Source organism: Serratia fonticola (assembly GCF_001006005.1).
In the GTDB taxonomy this organism is placed as follows: Bacteria; Pseudomonadota; Gammaproteobacteria; order Enterobacterales; family Enterobacteriaceae; genus Chania; species Chania fonticola.
The window spans coordinates 3220261-3243106 of the sequence record NZ_CP011254.1; the positions used below are offsets into that span (position 1 = coordinate 3220261).

Sequence of the window (22846 nt, forward strand, 5' to 3'; positions counted from 1 at the left end):
CTGCTCTTAATCGACCATCATGTTGATGTTGAGGTTGTACATAATCCAGAGTGAACCCACAACAACGATACCGATGATCATAGCGGTGAACAGCAATGCCACCAGGTTCCAGCGCTCTTCCGATGAGGTGTTCATATGCAGGAAGTAAACCAGGTGAACGATCACCTGGATAACCGCCATGCCGACCACAACCGCCAGGATGGTGGAGTGAGAGGCGCTGCCGCTCATCACCATCGCAAATGGAATTACCGTCAGGATGACCGACAGGATAAAGCCGGTCAGATATGACTTCACGCTACCGTGGCTTGCGCCGCCGTGAGAGGTATCATGGGATGAATGGCTCATTTACATTACCCCCAGCAGGTAGACAACGGTAAATACGCAGATCCAGACCACGTCCAGGAAGTGCCAGAACAGGCTCAGACACATCAGACGGGTTTTATTGGTTGGGTTCAGGCCACGCTTGCTCACCTGAATCATCATGATGATGATCCAGATCAGACCGGTGGTTACGTGCAGACCGTGAGTACCCACCAGCGCAAAGAAGCTGGAGAGGAACGCACTGCGGTCTGGGCCGTAACCTTCGGCGATCAGGTGATGGAATTCATAGATCTCCATCGCCACGAAGCCGACGCCAAACAGGAAGGTCAGGAACAGCCAGGTGTTAACGCTGCTTACCTTGCCCTTGTTCATGCCGATCATCGCCATACCGTAGGTGATGGAGCTGAACAGCAGGAGGAAAGTTTCAACCAGTACAAAATTCAGGTCGAAGATATCTTTCCCAGTGGGACCGCCAGCGGTCCCATTCACCAGTACTGCATAGGTTGCGAACAAGCTCGCAAACAAAATACAGTCGCTCATCAGGTAAACCCAGAATCCGAAGACCTTGGTTTCTCCTGCGTCGTGGTGCCCATGCTCGGCATGGGCTGCGCTATGGTTGGTCAGAGTATCAGTTGACATGTTTCACGCCTGCTTTGCTGATTTGTTCATAGTGTTGGTTTTCAATGCGCTCGATCTCATCAACCGGCACATAGTAATCAACATCTTCATCGAAGCTCTTGACGATCCAGGTCACGATCATGCCGACGAAGCCAGCAATCGCCATCCACCAGATATCCCAGATCATCGCGAAACCAAATACCAGGCTGAAGCCAGCAATAATCACACCGGCGCCGGTATTCTTCGGCATATGAATCGGCTCGTACTTCGCGGGTTTCTTATAGGCTTCGCCTTTTTCTTTCATGTCCCAGAACGCATCACGATCGTGAATTTCTGGCACTACGGCGAAGTTATAGAACGGAGGTGGTGAAGAAGTTGACCACTCCAGCGTACGTGCACCCCATGGGTCACCGGTCAGATCGCGGTTTTGCTCGCGGTCGCGGATACTGACGTAAACCTGGATCACTTGGCACAGGATACCGCAGGCAATCAGCGCTGCACCGCCAGCCGCAACCAGCAGCAGAGGGTGGAACTCAGGATTGATATTCTGGCTGATACGGCGGGTCATCCCCATGAAGCCCAGTGCATACAGCGGCATAAAGGCGACGAAGAAACCGATGATCCAGAACCAGAATGCGCGGATACCCCAGGTCTCATTCAGACGGAAGCCGAAGGATTTAGGGAACCAGTAGGTCAGGCCAGCGAAGCAACCGAACACCACACCACCGATAATTACGTTATGGAAGTGGGCAATCAGGAACAGGCTGTTGTGCAGCACGAAGTTGGCACCCGGTACCGCCAGCAGTACGCCGGTCATCCCACCGATGGAGAAGGTGATGATGAAGCCCACGGTCCACAGCATCGCGGAGTTAAGCTGAATACGGCCCTGGTACATGGTGAACAGCCAGTTGAAGATTTTCACCCCGGTCGGGATGGAAATGATCATCGTGGCAATCCCGAAGAAGGCGTTAACGTTGGCGCCTGACCCCATGGTAAAGAAGTGGTGCAGCCAAACGATAAACGACAGGACGGTGATCGCGATGGTTGCCCATACCAGTGAGGTATAGCCGAACAGGCGTTTCTTCGAGAAGGTGGCGGTCACTTCAGAGAAGACACCGAACACTGGCAGAACCAGGATATACACCTCTGGGTGACCCCAGGCCCAAATCAGGTTGATGTACATCATCATGTTGCCGCCCATATCATTGGTAAAGAAATGGGTGCCCAGATAGCGATCCAGGGTCAGCAACGCGACGGTGACGGTCAGAATTGGGAAGGAGACGATGATCAGCACGTTGGTACACAGTGCTGCCCAGGTGAACACTGGCATCTTCATCATCGGCATGCCAGGGGCACGCATCTTCAGGATGGTGGCGAAGAAGTTCACACCGGTCAACAGGGTACCCAGACCGGAAATCTGTAGACTCCAGATCCAGTAATCGACCCCGACGCCAGGGCTGTATTCCTTGCCTGATAACGGCGGATAGGCCAACCAGCCGGTCTGCGCGAATTCACCGACACCCAGCGAGATGTTGATCAAGACCACGCCGACCACGAAGAACCAGAAGCTCAGGGAGTTCAGGAACGGGAAGGCAACGTCGCGCGCACCGATTTGCAACGGGACCACCACGTTCATCAGACCCACGACGAATGGCATCGCCATGAAGAAGATCATGATGACGCCGTGCGCGGTAAAGATCTGGTCGTAGTGGTGCGGCGGCAGGAATCCGGCCTCACCGGCAGACGCGAGCGCCTGCTGGCTACGCATCATGATGGCATCAGCAAAACCACGCAGCAGCATAACCATGGCCACGATGATGTACATGATACCAATTTTTTTATGGTCGACCGAAGTCAGCCATTCGCTCCACAGCCACTTCCATTTGCCGAAATACGTGATCAGCGCCAGCAGGGCTAGCCCGCCAACGATGATTGCAGCAACGGTGACCATGATGATCGGTTCATGCAACGGAACCGCATCAAGTGTTAATTTTCCCAACATCAGATTATTCCTCGGCTCCGGCGTGAGCATGTTCACTCATGTCCATACCCTGGCTCATGTCCATGCCCTGGTGCGCGGAAGCTTCTGCGCCTTTGTGCATGTGCATATCACCCATGAATTTGCCAATAGTCTCTTTGAACAAATTCGGTTTGACACTGGAGAAGTACTCAACCGGGTTGTTTTCACTCGGCTCTGCCAGTTTGTTAAAATCGCTGGTGGCGTTAAGGGTATTAGACGATTCTTTCACCTTGGCTACCCACTGATCGAAGTCGCCTTCGGTCGGGGTGACAATGGCGGTGAATTTCATGCCGGAGAACCCGCGGCCACTGAAGCTGCTGGAAATACCGTCGTATTTGCCTGCTTCGTTGCCGATCAGGTGCAGTTTGGTCTGCATCCCGGCCATCGCATAAATCTGCCCACCTAACTGAGGAATAAAGAACGAGTTCATTACCGAGTTAGAGGTGACTTTGAATTCGACTGGAACATCTTTCGGGAAAGCCAGCTCATTAACGGTCGCGATACCCTGCTCTGGGTAGATGAACAGCCACTTCCAGTCTAACGACACCACTTCGATGGTCATTGGCTTTTTGTCGGCGACAATCGGCTTGAATGGATCCAGCGCGTGGGTTGTTTTCCAGGTTATGGTGCCAAGGATGGCGATGATAATGATTGGAATGGTCCAGACGACCGCTTCAATCTTGTTGGAGTGTGACCAATTCGGACTGTACTTGGCGCTCTTGTTGGAAGCACGATACTTCCAGGCAAAGGCAAATGCCATGAAGATCACTGGCACCACAACGATCAGCATCAAGCCGATTGCCGTGAGGATCAGTCTTCGTTGCTCAACACCTATTGCTCCTTTGGGATCCATCAACACCATATCGCAACCGCTTAGCATAACGGTGGCGACAATTAAGGATAACATCCCAATACTTTTATTGTATTTCTTAAGTCTCATCTAACGACCCCAATTACCAAGGCTCTATATTGTCGTTTCATGTGTGCGGGCATTTTACGGGAAGGTTGCAGTACTGTAAACATACTTAAGAGAGTGTCAGCGGCTTGTTGACACTTTCTGTTAAGGGGGTCACACATGTAACGTAAGGTGACAATTTACTAATGGCAACAACGTGTTGGCGAGCTGAATCGTTCCGGGGGGATGCTATGTCATGGAAAACCAAGGGTATGTCAGGATATTGCGTCAGCGGTGGCGATGTTTGAATAGGCGCAAAAAGGTTTATTTAATGTAAAATTTTTGTTTTGTTGAGGTGAATTAAAATCTATTTCCGAGCGTTTTACTCGGGTAAAAAAATAGCTTAGGCGAAAATATTAAATTTTTAACGAAATAAATTCGTTTTTCTGATGCTTTTTTGTTGGCCGAATTTTATCGGCCAACAAAAAAATCACGCTAATTGCGTTCGGCGCAACGCCAGGTAGTCCAACAGGCTACCCATGATAATCCCCACCAGGCTCAGCATGGCACCGGTTTGCAGCAGCTGCACGGCGAGGTTGGGCCAGTCGGTCCAATCCAGCGCGTTGGCGATCAGCAGCAGCAACCATACGCCTAGCAGCGAGCAACCGGCGCCCAGCAGGCGTAGTGCCCAGCGATAGGCGGCACGAAACTCGGTACGTGGCATAAAGTTGTCGGTACGTTGCGTGTACTCCAATGTCTGGCGGCAGATTAACAGCAGCAGCAGGCCTGGAACCGCTGCCGCGATGGAGAACAGGTAAAACAGTGGCCAGCCATGAGCGGTCACGAACCAACCGGCAATCGGCCCGACGTAAACACGGCCAACGGCGGAGAGCGCCGAGAGCAGGGCAAACTGGGTGGCGGAGAAGGATTTGTTGCACAGGGTCATCAGCAGGGCGACAAAGGCTGCCGTGCCCATGCCGCCGCACAGGTTTTCCAGGAAAATGGCGCTGCCCATTGTGAGGATGTTTTTAGCGGTGATCGCCAACAGCCAGTAACCGATGTTGGAAACCGCCTGCAAAATGCCGAACAGCATCAGCGCTCGGAACAGGCTGAGACGCTGCATCAAGACGCCGCCGAACAGGGCCCCGACGATGGTGGCAAACAGACCGAGCGTTTTATTTACCAGACCGACCTCGCCGGCATCGAAGCCGACGCCGCGGATCAGAAAGGTGGTGCTCAAACTTCCGGCAAAAGCGTCACCCATCTTATACATCACGATCAGCAACAGGATCAGCCAGGCATTGTTTCGGGCGAAGAAGTCACGCAGCGGAGCGACTACAGCCATCTCAAGGGTACGCGGCGCAGGAATGCTGTCGTCCGGTTCCGGTGCCATCAGCGTAGCGGCTACGCCGATTAGCATCAGCCCGGCCATTAACCAGTAAGTTGCCTGCCAGCCGAAATAGCGATCGGCCAGCCACAGGGCCAGCCCGCCGGAGACCAGCATTGCCAGGCGATAACCCAGTACCGACACTGCAGCCCCGGCCCCGCGTTCTTCGGCCGCCAGCAGATCGGTTTTGTAGGCGTCAAAAACAATATCCTGTGAGGCAGAACAGAATGCCACCACCACCGCCAGCGTGGCCAGCCACCATAGATGCTGTGACGGATTCATAAACCCCATCGCCACGATGGCCACTACCAGCAGCAACTGGCTGATCAACAGCCAGCCACGCCGCCGCCCAAGGAACGGGGGAGTGTAGCGATCCATAAACGGTGACCAGAGGAACTTGAACACGTAGGCCTGACCTACCAGCGAAAAGATACCAATGGTTTTCAGATCGAGGCCTTCGACGGTCATCCAGGCTTGCAGCGTGCCGGAGGTTAATGCCAACGGCAGCCCCGAGGCAAAGCCCAACACCAACAGGATGACGGAATTACGCTGGGTAAAAATATTCAGATACTGTTTCGACATGAGATCCCGATCTGCGCTGCCCTGTAAACCGAGCAGCGCGAGGCATTGCCTGATTAACGTGCGTTTTGCTTGATAAAGTCGTTGACGCTGGTGTCTTGAGCCATATCGGCGATGACGTCACCCAGCACGGTGTTGACCGCATCGGTGATTTTTTCATTGCTGGCGGTGAAGGCACCCTGCACGTTATAGGTAGAACGGTAGTTCTTCACCTGCTTGTTGCCGTTTTTGGCCTGCGCGATGATTGAAATATCCGCTTTGGTGGTGATGTTGTAGCGCAGGTTGCCTTGGGAAACGTCGGCAAACAGCGTATTGACCACGATCTGCAAATCAACCGCACCGGATGGCCCAATCATATAGCCACGCGCGCCCATTTGCTTTTCCAGCACTTCTTGTAGCAGGAAGCGCAGATCGCGTGATGGGGTCAGGGTGATCAGTTGGCCGTCACGGTTCACTTTTGCCAGTGCCTGATCGGGGCGTTGGTCTGCACCGTTAATGCTGATGGTGATCCCTTGCAGGGTGGGATCCTGCTGTGGCAACACGATCTTCGGGGTTACGTTCAGCGTATTGGTGCTGGTAGCACAGCCAGCCAACAGAAGTACAGCCAGCAGCGGAAGACAAAGTTTTTTTAACATTATTACTGTCTCATCAATCGTGGTTTTATACCCGGTGCTGTTCAAGCCCGCGGGCAGGGTTGTGGGTGCTTGATAATCAAAGCGCTAGAGTCAACGATAAATTGCCGCCATCATAGCATTGCCAACAACGGGGGGAAGTGTTGAAGGTGGCCGTGACGTAAATTTTTCCTCAACCAGGATAAAAACAGGCTTTTTCGTGAGGCTCAATCGGATAAACCTCAACTGAGCCGCTTTATTGATGCTTTTTACAGCGAAGAGCGGTGCGATTTACGATAGCCATGTTCTGGCGAGGGCAAAACCGACTAATATTAAAGTAGAACCTGGTAGCCTGCCGGTGTTGTAAGGAGATCCTATGATCCGCGAGCAAATAGAAGCAAAGTTAAGGGCGGCGTTTGAACCCGCGTATCTGGAAGTGACTGATGAGAGCTATCGGCATAACGTTCCTGCTGGATCCGAAAGTCATTTCAAAGTGGTGTTGGTGAGCGACCGCTTTGTCGGCGAACGGTTCCTGACCCGGCATCGCTCCATTTATGGCGTGTTGGCGGAGGAACTGGAAAACGGCGTACACGCGCTGGCATTGCATACCTATACCCTGAAAGAGTGGGAAGGGTTGCAGGATACGGTTCCGGCCTCACCACCTTGTCGTGGGGCGGGCACATTGGCTTAATACCTAAAATTTACGGTATCAGTGGAACTTTTACCCGTATTTAAGGTATTACTACTGACGAATTTTGCAACGGCCTGCGGGCCGTTGCTGTTTTTGACGACGACAAAGCCGAAGGCGTTTGCAGCTCTGATGGCCATGGCATCAAGGTATTTGGGCGAAAAATCGGCAAAAGTGTGATTTTTAACGCGCCAGTGCTGCCTTGCCATCCTCGACTAGCTACGCTTGCGCCGCTATAATGTCGCGTCTATTTTTTCCGGAATGGTTTCGGAACGCTCTCGACATCAGGGAACTCGGTTTTTAATGTAGCCGTCCTGGTTCTTGGAACGGAGTTGACCGAGCACTGTGATTTTTTTGAGGTAACAAGATGCAAGTTTCAGTAGAAACCACTCAAGGCCTTGGGCGCCGTCTCTCTATTACTGTACCCGCTGATGTTATCAATCAGGCAGTAAAGAAAGAGCTGATCAACGCAGCTAAAAGCGTACGTATCGACGGTTTCCGTAAAGGCAAAGTGCCGATGAACATCGTCGAACAGCGTTATGGCGCCTCCGTCCGTCAGGACGTGCTGGGCGATCTGATGCAGCGCAACTTTGTTGACGCGATCATCAAAGAGAAAATCAACCCGGCCGGCGCACCAAACTACGTACCGGGCGAGTATAAAGAAGGCGAAGATTTCGCTTTCACCGTGGAATTCGAAGTCTATCCAGAAGTTGAGCTGAAAGGCCTGGAAAGCATCGAGGTTGAAAAACCTGTGGTTGAAGTTAACGACGCCGATGTGGATACCATGCTGGAAACTCTGCGTAAGCAGCAAGCGACCTGGAAAGACACCGACGGCGCAGCCACTGCTGAAGACCGCGTGACCGTTGACTTCACCGGCTCTATCGACGGTGAAGAGTTTGAAGGCGGTAAAGCTGCCGATTTCGTTCTGGCTATGGGCCAGGGCCGCATGATCCCAGGCTTCGAAGAAGGTCTGGTGGGTCATAAAGCCGGTGAAGAGTTCACCATCGACGTCAACTTCCCAGAAGATTACCACGCAGAAAACCTGAAAGGGAAAGCGGCCAAGTTCGCTATCGTGTTGAAGAAAGTTGAACAGCGCGAGCTGCCAGAACTGACCGAAGAATTCATCAAGCGTTTCGGCGTGGCTGATGGTTCTCTCGCGGGTCTGCGTACTGAAGTGCGTAAAAACATGGAGCGCGAACTGAAAGGCGCCGTGCGTAACCGCATCAAGACTCAGGCTATCGACGGTCTGGTCAACGCTAACGAAATCGACGTGCCAGCGGCACTGATCGACGGCGAAGTCGACGTTCTGCGTCGTCAAGCTGCACAGCGTTTTGGTGGCAACGAGCAACAAGCGTTGGAACTGCCACGCGAACTGTTCGAAGAGCAAGCCAAACGTCGCGTTGTGGTCGGTCTGCTGTTGGGCGAAGTGATCAGCACCAACGATCTGAAAGCCGATGAAGATCGCGTTAAGACCCTGATCGAAGAAATGGCTTCCGCCTACGAAGATCCGAGCGAAGTTGTTGAGTTCTACAGCAAAAACAAAGAGCTGATGAACAACATGCGTAACGTTGCTCTGGAAGAACAAGCGGTAGAAGCCCTGCTGGCTAAAGCGAAAGTGACTGAAAAAGCCACTACCTTCAGCGAGCTGATGAACCAGACTCAACAAGCGTAATGCTGGTTGATGCCAGGAGCGACCTGATGGCAGGTCCATTGCCGTAGCTGGGAGTTCCTTATAAGGCCCGTAACTTTGGTTACGGGCTTTTCTTTTGCCACGTGACTGATTAATCTCGGCTTAACTGTGGCAATATGCACTATATTTATTGGGTCGAGGATGAATGGCGGCGGTGGAAGGACAGTGGTTGTGACCTTGCCTGCCACACAGGGATGTTGGTGAAATTGTTCACCGGGCTTGAAATTCGCTCTGTGACCCCCCAATTCCTACAACAGTATGGGCCGCTTTATCCGCCTGGCGGAATGATAGCGCCGTCAAATCAGTGTGGAGCCTGTCGATGGCTTGAACGTAGTCATGATGGCCGTTCTCAAGTAGAATCGACAGACAATGGCGCCAAGGCAATTTCTATTAGGAGACGGTAATGTCATACAGTGGCGAACGAGACCAATTTGCACCTAACATGGCACTGGTGCCGATGGTGGTAGAGCAGACTTCGCGCGGGGAGCGTTCTTACGATATTTATTCCCGCCTGCTGAAAGAGCGCATTATCTTCCTGACCGGCCAGGTTGAAGATCATATGGCTAATCTGATCGTGGCGCAGATGTTGTTCCTCGAGGCAGAAAGCCCAGAAAAAGATATTTTCCTGTATATCAACTCACCGGGCGGCGTGATCACGGCTGGCATGTCAATCTATGACACCATGCAGTTTATCAAACCGGACGTCAGCACCATCTGTATGGGGCAGGCGTGTTCCATGGGGTCGTTCCTGCTGACGGCAGGCACCAAGGGCAAGCGTTTCTGCCTGCCAAACTCCAGAGTGATGATCCACCAGCCGCTGGGCGGCTACCAGGGTCAGGCAACGGATATTGAAATCCATGCGCGTGAGATCCTGAAGGTGAAGGCTCGCATGAATGAGTTGATGGCACAGCATACCGGCCAATCGCTGGAACAGATCGAACGTGATACCGAACGTGACCGCTTCATGACGGCGGAAGAATCGGTAGAATACGGTCTGGTCGACAGCATTCTGACGCACCGCAGCTAAAACTATACCCAAAGGGTCGCAAGCTGTAGTGCGTACCTGCCGCCTGAAGGGTTATGGGTAGCGCGCGGCTTGCGGGCCGATAGGCTATAGTATTCAGAGCGGGCCTGGCTCGCTTTAAACAGCGTTATCGGCGTTCCCGGTATAAAGTTTGGGCGCATTGTCGCCGCGTAATGGTGCGGGACAAAGACAAAAGAAGAGGTTTGACTCATGACAGATAAGCGCAAAGACGGTTCAGGAAAGCTGCTGTACTGCTCTTTCTGCGGCAAAAGCCAGCATGAAGTGCGTAAGCTGATTGCCGGTCCGTCAGTGTATATCTGCGATGAATGTGTTGATCTGTGTAACGACATTATTCGCGAAGAGATTAAAGAGGTTGCGCCGCATCGCGAGCGTAATTCATTGCCGACACCGCACGAAATTCGTCACCACCTGGACGATTATGTTATCGGCCAGGAACAGGCGAAAAAAGTTCTGGCTGTGGCGGTCTATAACCACTACAAACGCCTGCGTAACGGCGATACCAGCAATGGCATCGAACTGGGCAAAAGCAATATCTTGCTGATCGGCCCAACCGGTAGCGGCAAAACCTTGCTGGCAGAGACGCTGGCACGTTTCCTGGATGTGCCTTTCACCATGGCCGATGCCACGACGTTGACCGAAGCTGGTTACGTGGGTGAGGATGTGGAAAACATCATCCAGAAACTGTTGCAGAAATGCGACTACGACGTGCAAAAAGCCCAGCGCGGCATCGTCTATATCGATGAAATTGACAAGATTTCACGTAAGTCAGACAACCCGTCCATCACCCGTGACGTTTCGGGCGAAGGCGTGCAGCAGGCGTTGCTGAAGCTGATCGAAGGCACGATTGCGGCGGTTCCACCACAGGGTGGGCGTAAACATCCGCAGCAGGAATTCCTGCAGGTAGACACCTCCAAGATCCTGTTTATCTGTGGCGGTGCGTTTGCCGGCCTGGATAAGGTGATTGGCCAGCGTGTTAACACCGGCTCCGGTATCGGTTTTGGTGCCACGGTGAAGGGTGAATCTGAAAAAGCCACCGAAGGCGAACTGCTGTTGCAGGCAGAGCCGGAAGACTTGATCAAGTTTGGCCTGATCCCGGAATTCATCGGTCGTCTGCCGGTGGTTGCCACCCTCAGCGAACTGAGCGAAGAGGCACTGATCCAGATCCTGAAAGAGCCGAAAAACGCCCTGACCAAGCAGTATCAGGCGTTGTTCAATCTGGAAGGGGTAGATCTGGAATTCCGTGAGGAAGCGCTGAATGCCATCGCCAAGAAGGCTATGACGCGTAAAACGGGTGCCCGTGGTCTGCGTTCGATTGTCGAAGGCGCGTTGCTGGACACCATGTACGATCTGCCGTCGCTTGAAAGCGTAGATAAAGTGGTGATCGACGAATCTGTGATCGCTGGCCAATCCAAGCCGTTATTGATTTACGGCAAGCCGGAAGCGCAGGCTTCTGGCGAATAATTAGCCAGTCAAACCAGAAAGTTAATCGTAAAAGGGGGATTTTATCCCCCTTTTCTTTTTCTCTACATTGTTACCGTTGAATGTCAGAGATTCATCCCCATATACTCATAATCCAGATTTTGTGAAACGTTTGATGCTTGCGTCTCATGAGATCCCCCTAATCCTGGCGGAAATTAAACTAAGAGAGAGCTCTATGAACCCTGAGCGTTCCGAACGCATTGAAATCCCCGTGTTGCCATTGCGCGACGTGGTGGTTTATCCGCACATGGTGATCCCGTTGTTTGTTGGCCGGGAAAAATCGATTCGGTGCCTCGAAGCCGCAATGGATCACGATAAAAAGATCATGCTGGTGGCGCAGAAAGAGGCCTCGACGGATGAACCGGGCATTAACGATCTGTTCTCGGTCGGTACCGTTGCATCGATTTTACAGATGCTGAAACTGCCGGACGGCACGGTCAAGGTGCTGGTCGAAGGTTTACAGCGTGCGCGTATTACCACGCTCTCCGACAGCGGCGAGCACTTCGCTGCCCAGGCTGAATATCTTGAATCACCGGCTATCGACGAGCGTGAGCAGGAAGTCCTGGTGCGCACGGCGATCAATCAGTTTGAAGGCTACATCAAACTGAACAAAAAAATTCCACCGGAGGTGCTGACTTCATTGAACAGCATCGACGACGCTGCGCGCCTGGCGGATACCATCGCCGCGCATATGCCGCTGAAGCTCAGCGACAAGCAGTCGGTGCTGGAGATGTTCGATATCACCGAGCGTCTTGAGTACCTGATGGCGATGATGGAGTCGGAGATCGACCTGTTGCAGGTTGAGAAGCGTATCCGTAACCGCGTCAAGAAACAGATGGAAAAGAGCCAGCGCGAGTACTATCTGAATGAGCAGATGAAGGCGATTCAGAAAGAACTGGGCGAGATGGACGACACGCCGGATGAACACGAGGCGTTGAAGCGCAAGATCGAAGCGGCCAAAATGCCGAAAGAAGCGCGTGAGAAAACCGAAGCGGAACTGCAAAAGCTGAAAATGATGTCGCCGATGTCTGCGGAGGCGACCGTCGTGCGTGGCTATATCGACTGGATGATCCAGGTGCCGTGGAATGCGCGCAGCAAGGTGAAAAAAGACCTGCTCAAGGCGCAGGAAGTGCTCGATACCGATCACTACGGCCTGGAACGCGTCAAAGACCGCATCCTTGAGTATCTTGCAGTGCAGAGCCGCGTCAGCAAAATCAAGGGGCCAATCCTGTGTCTGGTAGGGCCTCCTGGCGTGGGTAAAACCTCGCTGGGGCAGTCGATCGCTCGTGCGACCGGCCGCCAATATGTCCGTATGGCGCTGGGCGGCGTACGTGACGAAGCGGAGATCCGCGGTCACCGCCGGACTTACATCGGCTCCATGCCGGGTAAACTGATCCAGAAAATGGCCAAGGTTGGGGTGAAAAACCCGCTGTTCCTGCTCGATGAGATCGACAAGATGTCATCCGACATGCGTGGCGATCCGGCTTCAGCCCTGCTGGAAGTGCTGGATCCGGAACAGAACGTGGCGTTTAACGATCACTATCTGGAAGTGGATTACGATCTGTCCGACGTGATGTTCGTGGCGACCTCGAACTCGATGAACATCCCGGCACCGCTGCTGGACCGTATGGAAGTGATCCGTCTTTCCGGCTACACCGAAGACGAAAAGCTGAACATCGCCAAACAGCACCTGTTGCCAAAGCAGCTTGAACGCAACGCGTTGAAGAAAGGCGAATTGACGGTAGATGACAGTGCCATTATCGGCATCATCCGCTATTACACCCGTGAAGCCGGGGTGCGTAGCCTGGAGCGTGAAATTTCCAAGCTGTGCCGTAAAGCGGTCAAGTCGCTGCTGATGGACAAGAAGCTCAAGCACATCGAGATCAACGGCGAGAACCTCAAGGACTATCTGGGCGTTCAGCGTGTTGATTACGGCCGTGCAGACACCGAAAACCGCGTAGGCCAGGTAACCGGGCTGGCGTGGACGGAAGTGGGCGGCGATCTGCTGACTATTGAAACCGCCTGCGTACCGGGCAAAGGCAAGCTGACCTACACCGGTTCTTTGGGTGAAGTGATGCAGGAGTCGATCCAGGCTGCGTTGACCGTGGTACGTGCACGTGCAGAGAAGTTGGGCATCAACGCCGATTTCTATGAAAAACGTGATATCCACGTCCACGTGCCGGAAGGGGCGACGCCGAAAGACGGCCCAAGCGCCGGTATTGCCATGTGTACCGCGCTGGTTTCCTGCCTGACAGGCAACCCGGTGCGCGCCGATGTGGCGATGACCGGTGAGATCACCTTGCGTGGTCATGTGTTGCCGATTGGCGGCCTGAAAGAGAAGCTGCTGGCGGCACACCGTGGCGGTATCAAAACCGTGCTGATCCCTTACGAGAACAAGCGCGATTTGGAGGAGATCCCGGACAACGTCATTGCCGATCTGGAGATCCACCCGGTACAGCGAATCGATGAAGTTTTGAACATTGCACTGGTCAATCCGGCCTTCGGCGCACAGCCGGTAGCGGTAAAATAGTGACGTATAGCAAAAACCATTGATAAAACTCATGCTGGCAAGCCAATTCGGACTTGCCAGTATTTTTTTGTGCCGCTAAGTTAGATCCCTGTCGGCTCGCGTTTCGTCGCCGTTTGGTGGCTTGCCAAGGCACGACGGGATTGATATAACAGCAGCGCTGTCGTAACCGTAGGGATTTTTTCGGTGCGACGTTTTGAATTCTAGAGGGGATGATAGAGTGAATAAGTCACAACTGATCGACAAAATTGCCGCGGGTGCTGATATTTCTAAAGCGGCAGCAGGGCGTGCTTTGGACGCAATTATTGCTTCCGTTACCGATTCCTTGAAAGAAGGGGATGACGTGGCTCTGGTTGGTTTCGGTTCTTTCACCGTGCGTGAGCGTTCAGCTCGTACCGGCCGTAACCCGCAAACGGGTAAAGAGATCAAAATCGCGGCAGCCAAAGTTCCGGCTTTCCGTGCAGGGAAAGCCCTGAAAGACGCAGTAAACTGATTACCGCGTTTAATCGCATCGCGTCGCCGGTAAACAATCACCTGACGCAGCGGTATTGGTAAGGTAAGATATAAGGCGCATCAGGTTGATGCGCTTTTTTTATTTTTGTCGCAGGGAACGCGCCTGCACAAGGGTTGTTAATCCACATCACAGCGGAGTGTTGTCACACTATGATGGACAATTTACGCGCGGCTGCTAACCACGTCGTGCTAAAAATCATCCTGGGGCTGATTATCTTGTCATTTCTTTTGACTGGGGTGGTCAGCTATCAGGGAAGTGCCGGCGATTACGCTGCGAAAGTAAATGGCCAGGTGATCGAACGTGCCCAGCTGGAACAGGCTTTCCAGAGTGAACGTAGCCGTATGCAGCAGGAACTGGGCGACCGTTTCTCTGCCATGGCTGGCAACGAAGGTTATATGCAGCAGATGCGCCAGCAGGTGCTGTCTCAACTGATCGACAAGTCGCTGCTGGACCAGTACGCGAAGACGCTGGGCCTGAGTGCCAGTGACGATCAGGTGAAAGATGCCATCCGTCAAGAAGCCTATTTCCAGACTGACGGCAAGTTCGACAACGCCAAATATCTCGACCTGATTAACCGTTCGGGCTTTAGCGCAGATCAATATGCGCAATACACGCGCCAGCGGTTAATCAATCAGCAGATGATCCAGGGCTTCGGCGGTTCCGATATCGTCCCACCAAGCGAAGCACAGTCTATGGTTGCTCTGGTTCTGCAAGAGCGCGAGGTGCGTCTGGCGACGATCGATCTCAATGCCATGATGGCCAAGCAAACCGTCACCGACGAAGAGCTGAAGGCCTTCTTCGAGCAGAACAAGAACAGCTTCATCGCACCAGAGAAGGTGAAAGTGAGCTTTATCCCGCTGGATGCCGCAGCATTGCAGGATAAAGTGACCGTTACCGAAGCGGATATCAGCGCCTATTACGACGAGCATCAAAGCAGCTTTGGCCAGCCGGAACGCAAAAAATTCAGCGTGATCCAGCTGAAAACCGAAGCGGATGCCAAAGCGGTATTGGAAGAGCTGAAAAACGGTGGTGATTTCGCTGCGTTGGCGAAAGAGAAATCCACCGACATCATCTCGCGCCGTACCGGTGGTGAAATGGACTGGATGGAGCCAGACACCACGGCTGACGAACTGAAACAGGCTAACCTGACCGAGAAAGGCCAACTTTCTGGCGTAGTGAAGTCTTCAGTGGGTTACCTGATCGTGCGCCTGGACGATATCAAGCCAGCGCTGGTGAAGCCATTGAGCGAAGTACATGATGCTATCGCCAAGCAGCTCAAGCAGGAAAAAGCGGTAGATGCCTACTATGCGCTGCAGCAGAAAGTCAGCGAGGCGGCGACCAGCGATAACGAGTCCCTGGCCTCAGCGGAAGAAGCTGCAGGTATTAAGGCGGCTAGCACCGAATGGTTTACCCGTGACTCGGTTCCTGCTGCGTTGAACTTCAAGCCGGTTGTGCAGGCCATCTTCGATGGTTCGCTGATTGGCGAGAACGGCGCACCAGGCAGCAACTCTGACGTCATCACCGTTGACGGTGATCGTGCGTTCGTGGTTCGCGTTGTGGCCCATGAGCCGGAAGGGATTGAACCTTTCGACAAGGTGAAAGATCGCGTAACCGCGATGGTCAAACACAACAAGGCACTGCAAGAAGCCAAGCTGCAGGGTGAAAAACTGCTGGTTGAGTTGAAGCAGGGCAAAGGCGATGAGGCGATGAAAGCCGCTGGTCTGAGCTTCGGCAGCGTACAGAAAATGGCGCGCGCCCCGGAAGACAGCCAACTGGTGGAAGCCGTATTCGCTCTGCCGCACCCGGAAGCCGGTAAAGTGGTTTACGGCATGTCACAGGATGCTCAAGGGAACGTGGTGTTGATCGCCCTGGATAGCGTTAAGCCAGGCACCTTGCCAGCAGACGAAATGAAAACCTTCGTCAGCAACATGGAGAAAGGAAGCGCTAGCGTGACCTTCGATGCCTTGCTGACTAACCTGCGCAAAGAAGCCAAGATCAAAATGGGTGCCGCTGAGCAGCAACAGCCGTAACTTGTCCCCTATGGATTTCAAGTTGCAGCTAGGCGACAAGCTTGTTCATCCCCAGGAGCTTACTTTTCGTAAGTGACTGGGGTGAGCAAGTGCAGGTAACAACGCTGCAGCTTGAAAGACGACGGGGACTCGCACCGCATTTTTTTGCAACAGCTTGAAAGACTCAAAGGCCGCTTTCGCGGCCTTTTCCACATTTAAACTCTGCCATTTGCCGATCTTCCGCCGCTGCGGCAAGGTAACCTTGCTGTCAAACACAAGGAGGATACAGCATGCAACTTAGCGAAAATAAAGCCATTATCCGTTTTACCGTTATCTGCCAGCTACTCTTGGCGGCGGCGCTGTTTGGCCTGATAGGGAGCTCGGCCATTGCCGCAGAGAAACCCTCTCAGGGACAACCACAGGCTGCTGCGGTATCGCCTAAGGTCATCCCTGAAGCGCAAAGCGAGGGTGAAGCCCAGGTCAGCATTAACCAGGCAGATGCCGAGGCGCTAGCCACCGTGTTGAACGGCGTAGGGCTGAAAAAGGCAGAGGCCATAGTGCGCTACCGCGAACAGAACGGGCCGTTTAGCGAAATAGACCAGCTACAGGAGGTGCCGGGGATCGGTCCCTCCCTGGTGGAAAGGAATCGTGATCGGCTGAAAATGTGATCCCGCTCGCGGCTGCGTGGCAAAGTGGCCTCGCAGCCGCGCTGCTCTGCTACATTTTACAGGTCATACCAGTCATCCATCGCAAACTCTTTGCCAAACCCTGCTGTATAAGCATGCTGCCAGCAAGGAGGGATAACACTGAACGGGTATGCCGGTATTAATTCGCTATCACCAGAGCAGGAGCGGTTGTTTCACTATGCAGACTTATATCAAAGTTCGTGGCTATCATCTTGATGTCTATCAACACGTTAATAATGCCCGGTATCTGGAGTTCCTGGAGGAAGCGCGCTGGGAGTGGCTGGAGGATCTGGATGCTTTCCACTGGATGACGCAAAACAACATCGCGTTTATCGTGGTGAACATCAATATCAATTATCGTAAGCCTGCCGTATTGGGGGATAAGTTGCGTATCGATAGCCAGATGCTGCAACTCAATGGCAAGAGCGGTGTACTGAGCCAGCAGGTATTGCTGGAGCCGGAGGGGACAGTGGTTGCCGACGCGACGCTGACCTTTGTCTGTATCGATTTGAAAACCCAGCGGGCACTGCCGATTGAAGGCGCACTGCGTGAACACCTGGTGGCACTACAGCAGAAAGATGCTGAGGCCTGATTAAGCATCGTGCTGGTCATGGCCCCGGTCTGTACACTCCCACAGGGAGAGGGGACCGAACGTGCCAGCGGGTATTTCTCTCACGGCCTGACCATCGGTAAATGAAAGGGTCGGTGCTACAGGGATAACTCAGTACCCGATGACAACATCGTACATGGCACATGTAAGGGATAGCTCTTGCCTTGATGGCAACTCTGTACCCTCTCCCTTTACAGGTGTCCATGTAGACCCCTGTCTTTACATCGGGAGAGGGCTGGGGTGAGGGGATCTTGCAATTACTACAGATAAACTCCGTTCCCAATTCCGGCTCTGCACTAGCTCCCTCTCCCTGTGGGAGAGGGTTGGGGTGAGGGGACCCAACGATGGCTTAATCTGACTTATTGAGCGGCATTACAGCCGCCCATGAACTGGCTTAAACCAAGCCGGTTTTCCGCTTCAGGCTGGCCATCACGCCGACCTTGTCCTGCTGATACTGCTGCAACCCGTTGGCGCGCAGGTGACAGGCCGCACATTCACCACAGCCGTCGCCTTGAACGCCGTTATAACAGGTGAGCGTCTCATGGCGGATACGTTCCAACTGCTGGTAATAGTCCGCCAGCGCCCAAGTCTCAGCCTTGTTGAGCCACATCAGCGGGGTTTCAAAGCGAATATCACGTGCGATCCCCAGCACGATGGCCTGATTCAAGGCCTTAACAAACTCGTCGCGGCAATCCGGATAGCCCGAGAAATCAGTCTCGCACACGCCGGTGATCACGGCTTCGGCTTCCACCTGGTAGGCATAAATCGCCGCCAGGGTGAGGAACAGGATGTTGCGCCCCGGCACAAAGGTGCTTGGCAAGGCATCGGTCTGGGAACTGTCGTAGGCGGGTACTGGAATGTTATCGCGAGTCAGGCTGCTGATGGCCAACTCATTGAGCAACCCAACGTCCAGAACCTTGTGCGCCTTGGCTCCCAGAGTTTGGCATAAGGCCTGGGCCACCTCGATTTCGGCGCGATGACGCTGGCCGTAATCGAACGTGATGCAGTGAACTTCATCATACTGTTGCAATGCCTGGATCAAGCAGGTCGTGGAGTCTTGTCCACCGCTAAAAACGACGACTGCGCGTTTCATAAATCTACCTTCTGGCTAGGGCCATTCCCGATGCACATTCGGGCGGCCGGTTTATGCCCTTTGTTGTCAGGCTACAGTGTTGCCGGTCTGAGCCTGACGCTATTGGGCTTCATGACACATGTGGGGATGCTATCAGAAATGCTCGCCACAGCGTAGGGCAACCTAATCATCCAGCGGCGGTGGCAGCCAAGCCTGGCAAAAATCAAACCAGCCGTAGGCGGTGAGCATCACACCATGTATGCGGGGAGGGGCACTGACCTGATACTGATAGTTGAATAGGGGAGTGAGGATCGCGGCCCCCATCAACTGTTGATAATACGCTTTTAGCTGGCTGAAGCGCTGCTGCGGTGCTGGGCATTGCTGGATTTGTTGCAGGGTCCGCTGTTGGTGTTGCCAATCCTCTTCTTGCAAAATCCCTTGCCACAGCAAATCGCGACGTAGCCAACTTTCTAACGTCGCTTCCGGAGCTTCACCAATCAGGTTATCGGCCAGCAACAGATCTGCTTGGGCTATCTGCTCGGTACTTTGCCAACGTTTGCCGGAATAATAGCGGATCTCTAATTGGCAGCCATGCTCCGCCAGCAATTGTTGCAAAGCCTGAGTCACGCTCTCTAATTCGATCGGTGGATGGTACAGCAGCGTCAACCGAGGGGGGAGCTCAACATCCTGTCTGACATCATGTTCAGGGATCGCCCAGCCGGGCAGCATTTCATGGCTTGGCATGATCACGCCCTGCTGGATGGGCAAGCTGGCCAGCAGGCCGGAGCGCTGGATCAGCATCAGCAGCTTTTGCCCTTGGGCCTCACTCAGTACACCACGGCGCTGGTTAATCGCCAGATAGCACCACCCTTGGCTCATACTGCGTTGTACCGGCCGTGCCTGTGCCAGTTCTCCCTGCTGGCCGATGGTGATACGTACCGGGTGCTGGCAACTGGTGTCGGTACTGCGGGTTGGTAACTCTGGCGTGATCCAATATTCGATGCTTTCCAGATAAGGATGTTGCAGATGGTAGTAAGGATGTTGTTCCAACCGCACCATATGCGGCTCGTTTAGTGCCAACTTAAAGGGACCTGCACCGAGGTTCGGTAACTCTGGGTGCGTTATCAGGCAGGGCAGTTCTGCCAGCCGGTGCGCCAGCCAATAATCGGGCATTTGCAGATCGAACTGGATGCATAGCGCATGCGGCAGGCTGATTGCCGCCACGCTGCTCAATAATGGCTGGCTGCGCGGATGGTGTTGCAGGGCGTTGAGGGTTTGCAATAGCTGTTGGCCCGTTAAGGCCTCACCGTTATGCCATCGCAGCTGACTACGCAGAAAGAACTGCCAACGCAGGCCGTCTTCGCTAATCTGCCAGTGATGGGCAAGATCGGGCTGCGGTTCTGGGCAACCGGTATTGAAGCGTGTCAAACCGGCATAGACGGTCGCGACCAGATGCTGTTCCGCACGGCCGCTTAGCGTCAACGGATCGAGCTTTTCCAACGTACGGTAATAAGGGATACGCAGCGTAGGGCTGCCTTCCTGCCATTGGCCGCCGAGGTGGGGGCTCAGCAACTCTTGCAGATGCTCTGGCGCCAGCTGCGCCATTTCCAAGGCTCCCTGATGATCGCCCAGTTGCAGTAAACGTTGGAGATGCGCAGTCCGCAGTTCATCGGGGGTTTTCAGGCACTGCAACTGCGCGCGTTTCCCCCTTCCGGCCTGTGATTGCCAACTTAGCCAGCCTTGTTGCTGCAACTGCTGCACCAGGGTGCGAGCATGCCGCTCGCTGCAATAGAAGATCGCAGCTAATTCACCGATCGTGATCGCCACCGGCGAGCTGCCTAGCTGGTGGTACAAACGTTGATACTGACCGAGGCGATGAACCAGGCGCATAGCGGTATCCTAGGTGTTGCAAGCGATGAAAGATAAATCAGGAAGCGTTTAGGCAAATTGTTCACTATTACTTCCGCAAATACCACCCCATACTGCGGTGATTGCCATTGTGCTCACATTTACGAGGTTCCTATGTATCGCCTGGCTGCTTTCGATATGGACGGCACCCTGCTGACTCCCGATCACCGTGTCGGGCCGGAAACGCTGAGCGCGTTGAAGCAGCTTATCGACAGGGAGATGGTGGTGACCTTTGCCACCGGGCGGCATTACCTCGATGCCCAGCCGATCATGGCGCAACTGGGGCTGCAAGGTTACCTGATCACCGGTAACGGTACTCGCGTCTATGACCAGCAAGGGCTGCAACTGCATGCTACCGACTTACCGGCGGAGATTGCCGAAGAGGTGCTGCATACCCACTGGCGCACCTCTGCCAGCATGCATGTGTTTCGTGATGAGGGGTGGTTGACCGAAACTGCGGTGCCGGAAATGCTGGCTGCACATCATCTCAGTGGCTTTCATTTCCAACTCACCGACTTGCGCCGTCTGCCCGCGTTTGGCAACAGTAAGGTCTGTTTCTGTGCCCCCCATGAAGAACTGGTCAAACTGCAGGCACAGTTGAGTGAGCATTTCGGCACCCGTGCTGACCTTTGCTTCTCGGCCTATGATTGCCTCGAAGTGCTGCCAAAGGGCTGCAACAAGGGAACGGCATTGGATAGGCTGAGCCACCATCTGGGGCTGACGTTGGCTGATTGTATGGCCTTCGGCGATGCGATGAATGATAAGGAAATGCTGGCGGGAGTAGGGCACGGCGTGGTGATGGGCAATGCTCTGCCACAGTTGAAATCGTTACTGCCCCAACTACAGGTTATCGGCCACTGCGAACAGCAGGCGGTGGCTCACTATTTACAACATTGGCTGCGTTCACCACACCTCACCTATTCCCCCGAATTCTGAGGTATTACTATTACAGCCGGCCGGGTATGACTACCCGGCTTTTTTTTCCCCTTCGTCTTTCAAGCTGTAGCGTTGTTGGCAGCGTACCCGCACCCCAGTCACTTACAAAAGTAAGCTCCTGGGGATGAGTGTCCTTGCCGCCTAGCTACAACTTGAAATCCATTGGGGAGGGTTATTCACTCAAAGCTTGGTTAACTGAACGGCATAAGGTGTCAAGTCACCGATATTGTTGTTGACCCAGTCGCTATTGTAATAGGTATCCAGATAGCGCTCGCCGCTGTCGCATAGCAGGGTAACGATGGCACCTTGCTCGCCTTTGTCCCGCATCTGCTTGGCCAGTTGCAGCGCTCCCCAGACGTTGGTCCCGGTTGAAGCACCTACCTTGCGACCCAAAATGTTTTCCAACCAATAAATGGTGGCGATACTGGCGGCATCTGGCACGCGCAGCATGTTGTCGATCACCGAAGGGATAAACGACGGTTCGGCGCGTGGGCGGCCAATCCCTTCGATGCGGCTGCCACAGCTGCCGATAATGGTGCGATCGCCATGATGGAAGCAGTCGTAAAACACCGAGTTTTCCGGATCGACCACCGTGAGCTGCGTATCATGCCCTTGATAGCGAATGTAGCGCCCCAGCGTTGCTGAGGTGCCACCAGTACCGGCACTCATCACGATGTGTTTCGGAACCGGGTGCGGTTCGCGCTCCATCTGGCGGAAAATACTGTCGGCGATGTTGTTGTTGCCACGCCAGTCGGTAGCACGTTCGGCAAAAGTGAACTGATCCATATAATGGCCGTTCAGCTCTTTGGCCAACTCTTCTGACACCGCATAAATCTGGGCCGCATGATCGACAAAATGGCTGCGGCCACCGTAAAAGGCAATTTGCTCGACTTTACGTTTGGCGGTGCAGGAAGGCATCACCGCGATAAACGGCAGGCCGAGCAGGCGGGCAAAATAGGCTTCAGATACCGCCGTGCTGCCCGAAGAGGCTTCAATAATCGGCGTGTTCTGGTTGATCCAACCGTTACACAGCCCATAAAGGAACAGCGAACGCGCCAGGCGGTGTTTCAGACTGCCGGTGGGATGGGTGCTTTCATCTTTCAGGTAGAGATAGATGCCTGGAAATTCCGGCAGGTTCAGGCGGATCAAGTGCGTATCGGCGGAGCGTTGGAAATCCGCTTCTATTTCACCAATAGCATATTTTACCCAAGCGTTTGTCATAATCTGGCCTCAAAATAGGGGGCTTAAACC

General features: G+C 53.8%; 19 protein-coding genes. 10 read left to right on the forward strand and 9 right to left on the reverse strand.

What is annotated here, in order from left to right:
• Positions 1 to 6 precede the first annotated feature (6 nt).
• From WN53_RS14260 to WN53_RS14285, 6 genes are all read right to left on the reverse strand, one after another.
• A complete protein-coding gene (locus WN53_RS14260) occupies positions 7 to 345 on the reverse strand; it encodes a cytochrome o ubiquinol oxidase subunit IV (protein WP_024483939.1) in 339 nt (112 codons plus the stop codon).
• The gene (locus tag WN53_RS14265; RefSeq protein WP_024483940.1) at positions 346 to 960 is read right to left on the reverse strand and encodes a cytochrome o ubiquinol oxidase subunit III; all 615 of its coding nucleotides are present in this window, start codon (positions 958 to 960) and stop codon (positions 346 to 348) included.
• Positions 950 to 2941 (reverse strand): cytochrome o ubiquinol oxidase subunit I, encoded by a 1992-nt coding sequence (gene cyoB, locus WN53_RS14270; protein WP_021180174.1) that lies wholly within the window; start codon positions 2939 to 2941, stop codon positions 950 to 952. The genes WN53_RS14265 and cyoB overlap by 11 nt, the downstream gene beginning before the upstream one ends.
• A gap of 4 nt (positions 2942 to 2945) precedes the next feature.
• The gene (gene cyoA / locus WN53_RS14275; RefSeq protein WP_024483941.1) at positions 2946 to 3899 is read right to left on the reverse strand and encodes a cytochrome o ubiquinol oxidase subunit II; all 954 of its coding nucleotides are present in this window, start codon (positions 3897 to 3899) and stop codon (positions 2946 to 2948) included.
• A 445-nt stretch (positions 3900 to 4344) separates the two neighbouring features.
• Positions 4345 to 5823 (reverse strand): muropeptide MFS transporter AmpG, encoded by a 1479-nt coding sequence (gene ampG, locus WN53_RS14280; protein WP_024483942.1) that lies wholly within the window; start codon positions 5821 to 5823, stop codon positions 4345 to 4347.
• A 53-nt stretch (positions 5824 to 5876) separates the two neighbouring features.
• Complete coding sequence (locus WN53_RS14285) at positions 5877 to 6455, reverse strand: lipoprotein (protein WP_024483943.1); 579 nt, start codon at positions 6453 to 6455, stop codon at positions 5877 to 5879.
• A gap of 352 nt (positions 6456 to 6807) precedes the next feature.
• Here WN53_RS14285 and bolA point away from each other — a divergent pair, with 352 nt between their 5' ends.
• The 9 genes from bolA to WN53_RS14330 all read left to right on the forward strand — a co-directional run bounded on the left by bolA (position 6808) and on the right by WN53_RS14330 (position 17661).
• The gene (gene bolA / locus WN53_RS14290) at positions 6808 to 7122 is read left to right on the forward strand and encodes a transcriptional regulator BolA (protein WP_021805484.1); all 315 of its coding nucleotides are present in this window, start codon (positions 6808 to 6810) and stop codon (positions 7120 to 7122) included.
• Positions 7123 to 7486: 364 nt separating this feature from the next.
• Positions 7487 to 8791 (forward strand): trigger factor, encoded by a 1305-nt coding sequence (gene tig, locus WN53_RS14295; RefSeq protein ID WP_024483944.1) that lies wholly within the window; start codon positions 7487 to 7489, stop codon positions 8789 to 8791.
• A 421-nt stretch (positions 8792 to 9212) separates the two neighbouring features.
• Positions 9213 to 9836 (forward strand): ATP-dependent Clp endopeptidase proteolytic subunit ClpP, encoded by a 624-nt coding sequence (clpP, locus tag WN53_RS14300; RefSeq protein WP_021180167.1) that lies wholly within the window; start codon positions 9213 to 9215, stop codon positions 9834 to 9836.
• A 207-nt stretch (positions 9837 to 10043) separates the two neighbouring features.
• The gene (clpX, locus tag WN53_RS14305) at positions 10044 to 11315 is read left to right on the forward strand and encodes an ATP-dependent protease ATP-binding subunit ClpX (RefSeq protein WP_021180166.1); all 1272 of its coding nucleotides are present in this window, start codon (positions 10044 to 10046) and stop codon (positions 11313 to 11315) included.
• 193 nt (positions 11316 to 11508) lie between these two features.
• The gene (gene lon / locus WN53_RS14310; RefSeq protein WP_021805482.1) at positions 11509 to 13863 is read left to right on the forward strand and encodes an endopeptidase La; all 2355 of its coding nucleotides are present in this window, start codon (positions 11509 to 11511) and stop codon (positions 13861 to 13863) included.
• A gap of 217 nt (positions 13864 to 14080) precedes the next feature.
• Complete coding sequence (gene hupB, locus WN53_RS14315; protein WP_004954599.1) at positions 14081 to 14353, forward strand: nucleoid-associated protein HU-beta; 273 nt, start codon at positions 14081 to 14083, stop codon at positions 14351 to 14353.
• 170 nt (positions 14354 to 14523) lie between these two features.
• Complete coding sequence (gene ppiD / locus WN53_RS14320) at positions 14524 to 16404, forward strand: peptidylprolyl isomerase (protein WP_024483945.1); 1881 nt, start codon at positions 14524 to 14526, stop codon at positions 16402 to 16404.
• Positions 16405 to 16673: 269 nt separating this feature from the next.
• On the forward strand, positions 16674 to 17051 hold the full coding sequence (locus WN53_RS14325) for a ComEA family DNA-binding protein (RefSeq protein ID WP_024483946.1): 378 nt from the start codon (positions 16674 to 16676) through the stop codon (positions 17049 to 17051).
• Positions 17052 to 17247: 196 nt separating this feature from the next.
• Positions 17248 to 17661: an acyl-CoA thioesterase gene (locus tag WN53_RS14330; RefSeq protein WP_024483947.1), complete on the forward strand. Its 414-nt coding sequence runs from the start codon at positions 17248 to 17250 to the stop codon at positions 17659 to 17661.
• Positions 17662 to 18073: 412 nt separating this feature from the next.
• Here the strand turns inward: WN53_RS14330 and queC are convergent, their stop codons facing one another.
• Both queC and WN53_RS14340 read right to left on the reverse strand, forming a co-directional pair.
• Complete coding sequence (gene queC / locus WN53_RS14335) at positions 18074 to 18772, reverse strand: 7-cyano-7-deazaguanine synthase QueC (protein ID WP_024483948.1); 699 nt, start codon at positions 18770 to 18772, stop codon at positions 18074 to 18076.
• Positions 18773 to 18934: 162 nt separating this feature from the next.
• A complete protein-coding gene (locus WN53_RS14340) occupies positions 18935 to 20641 on the reverse strand; it encodes an SgrR family transcriptional regulator (RefSeq protein WP_024483949.1) in 1707 nt (568 codons plus the stop codon).
• A 132-nt stretch (positions 20642 to 20773) separates the two neighbouring features.
• On the opposite strand from WN53_RS14340, the gene cof reads away from it, so the two are divergent.
• A complete protein-coding gene (cof, locus tag WN53_RS14345; protein ID WP_046808086.1) occupies positions 20774 to 21595 on the forward strand; it encodes an HMP-PP phosphatase in 822 nt (273 codons plus the stop codon).
• A gap of 180 nt (positions 21596 to 21775) precedes the next feature.
• Here the strand turns inward: cof and WN53_RS14350 are convergent, their stop codons facing one another.
• Positions 21776 to 22816 (reverse strand): PLP-dependent cysteine synthase family protein, encoded by a 1041-nt coding sequence (locus tag WN53_RS14350; protein WP_024484385.1) that lies wholly within the window; start codon positions 22814 to 22816, stop codon positions 21776 to 21778.
• Positions 22817 to 22846: the final 30 nt, after the last annotated feature.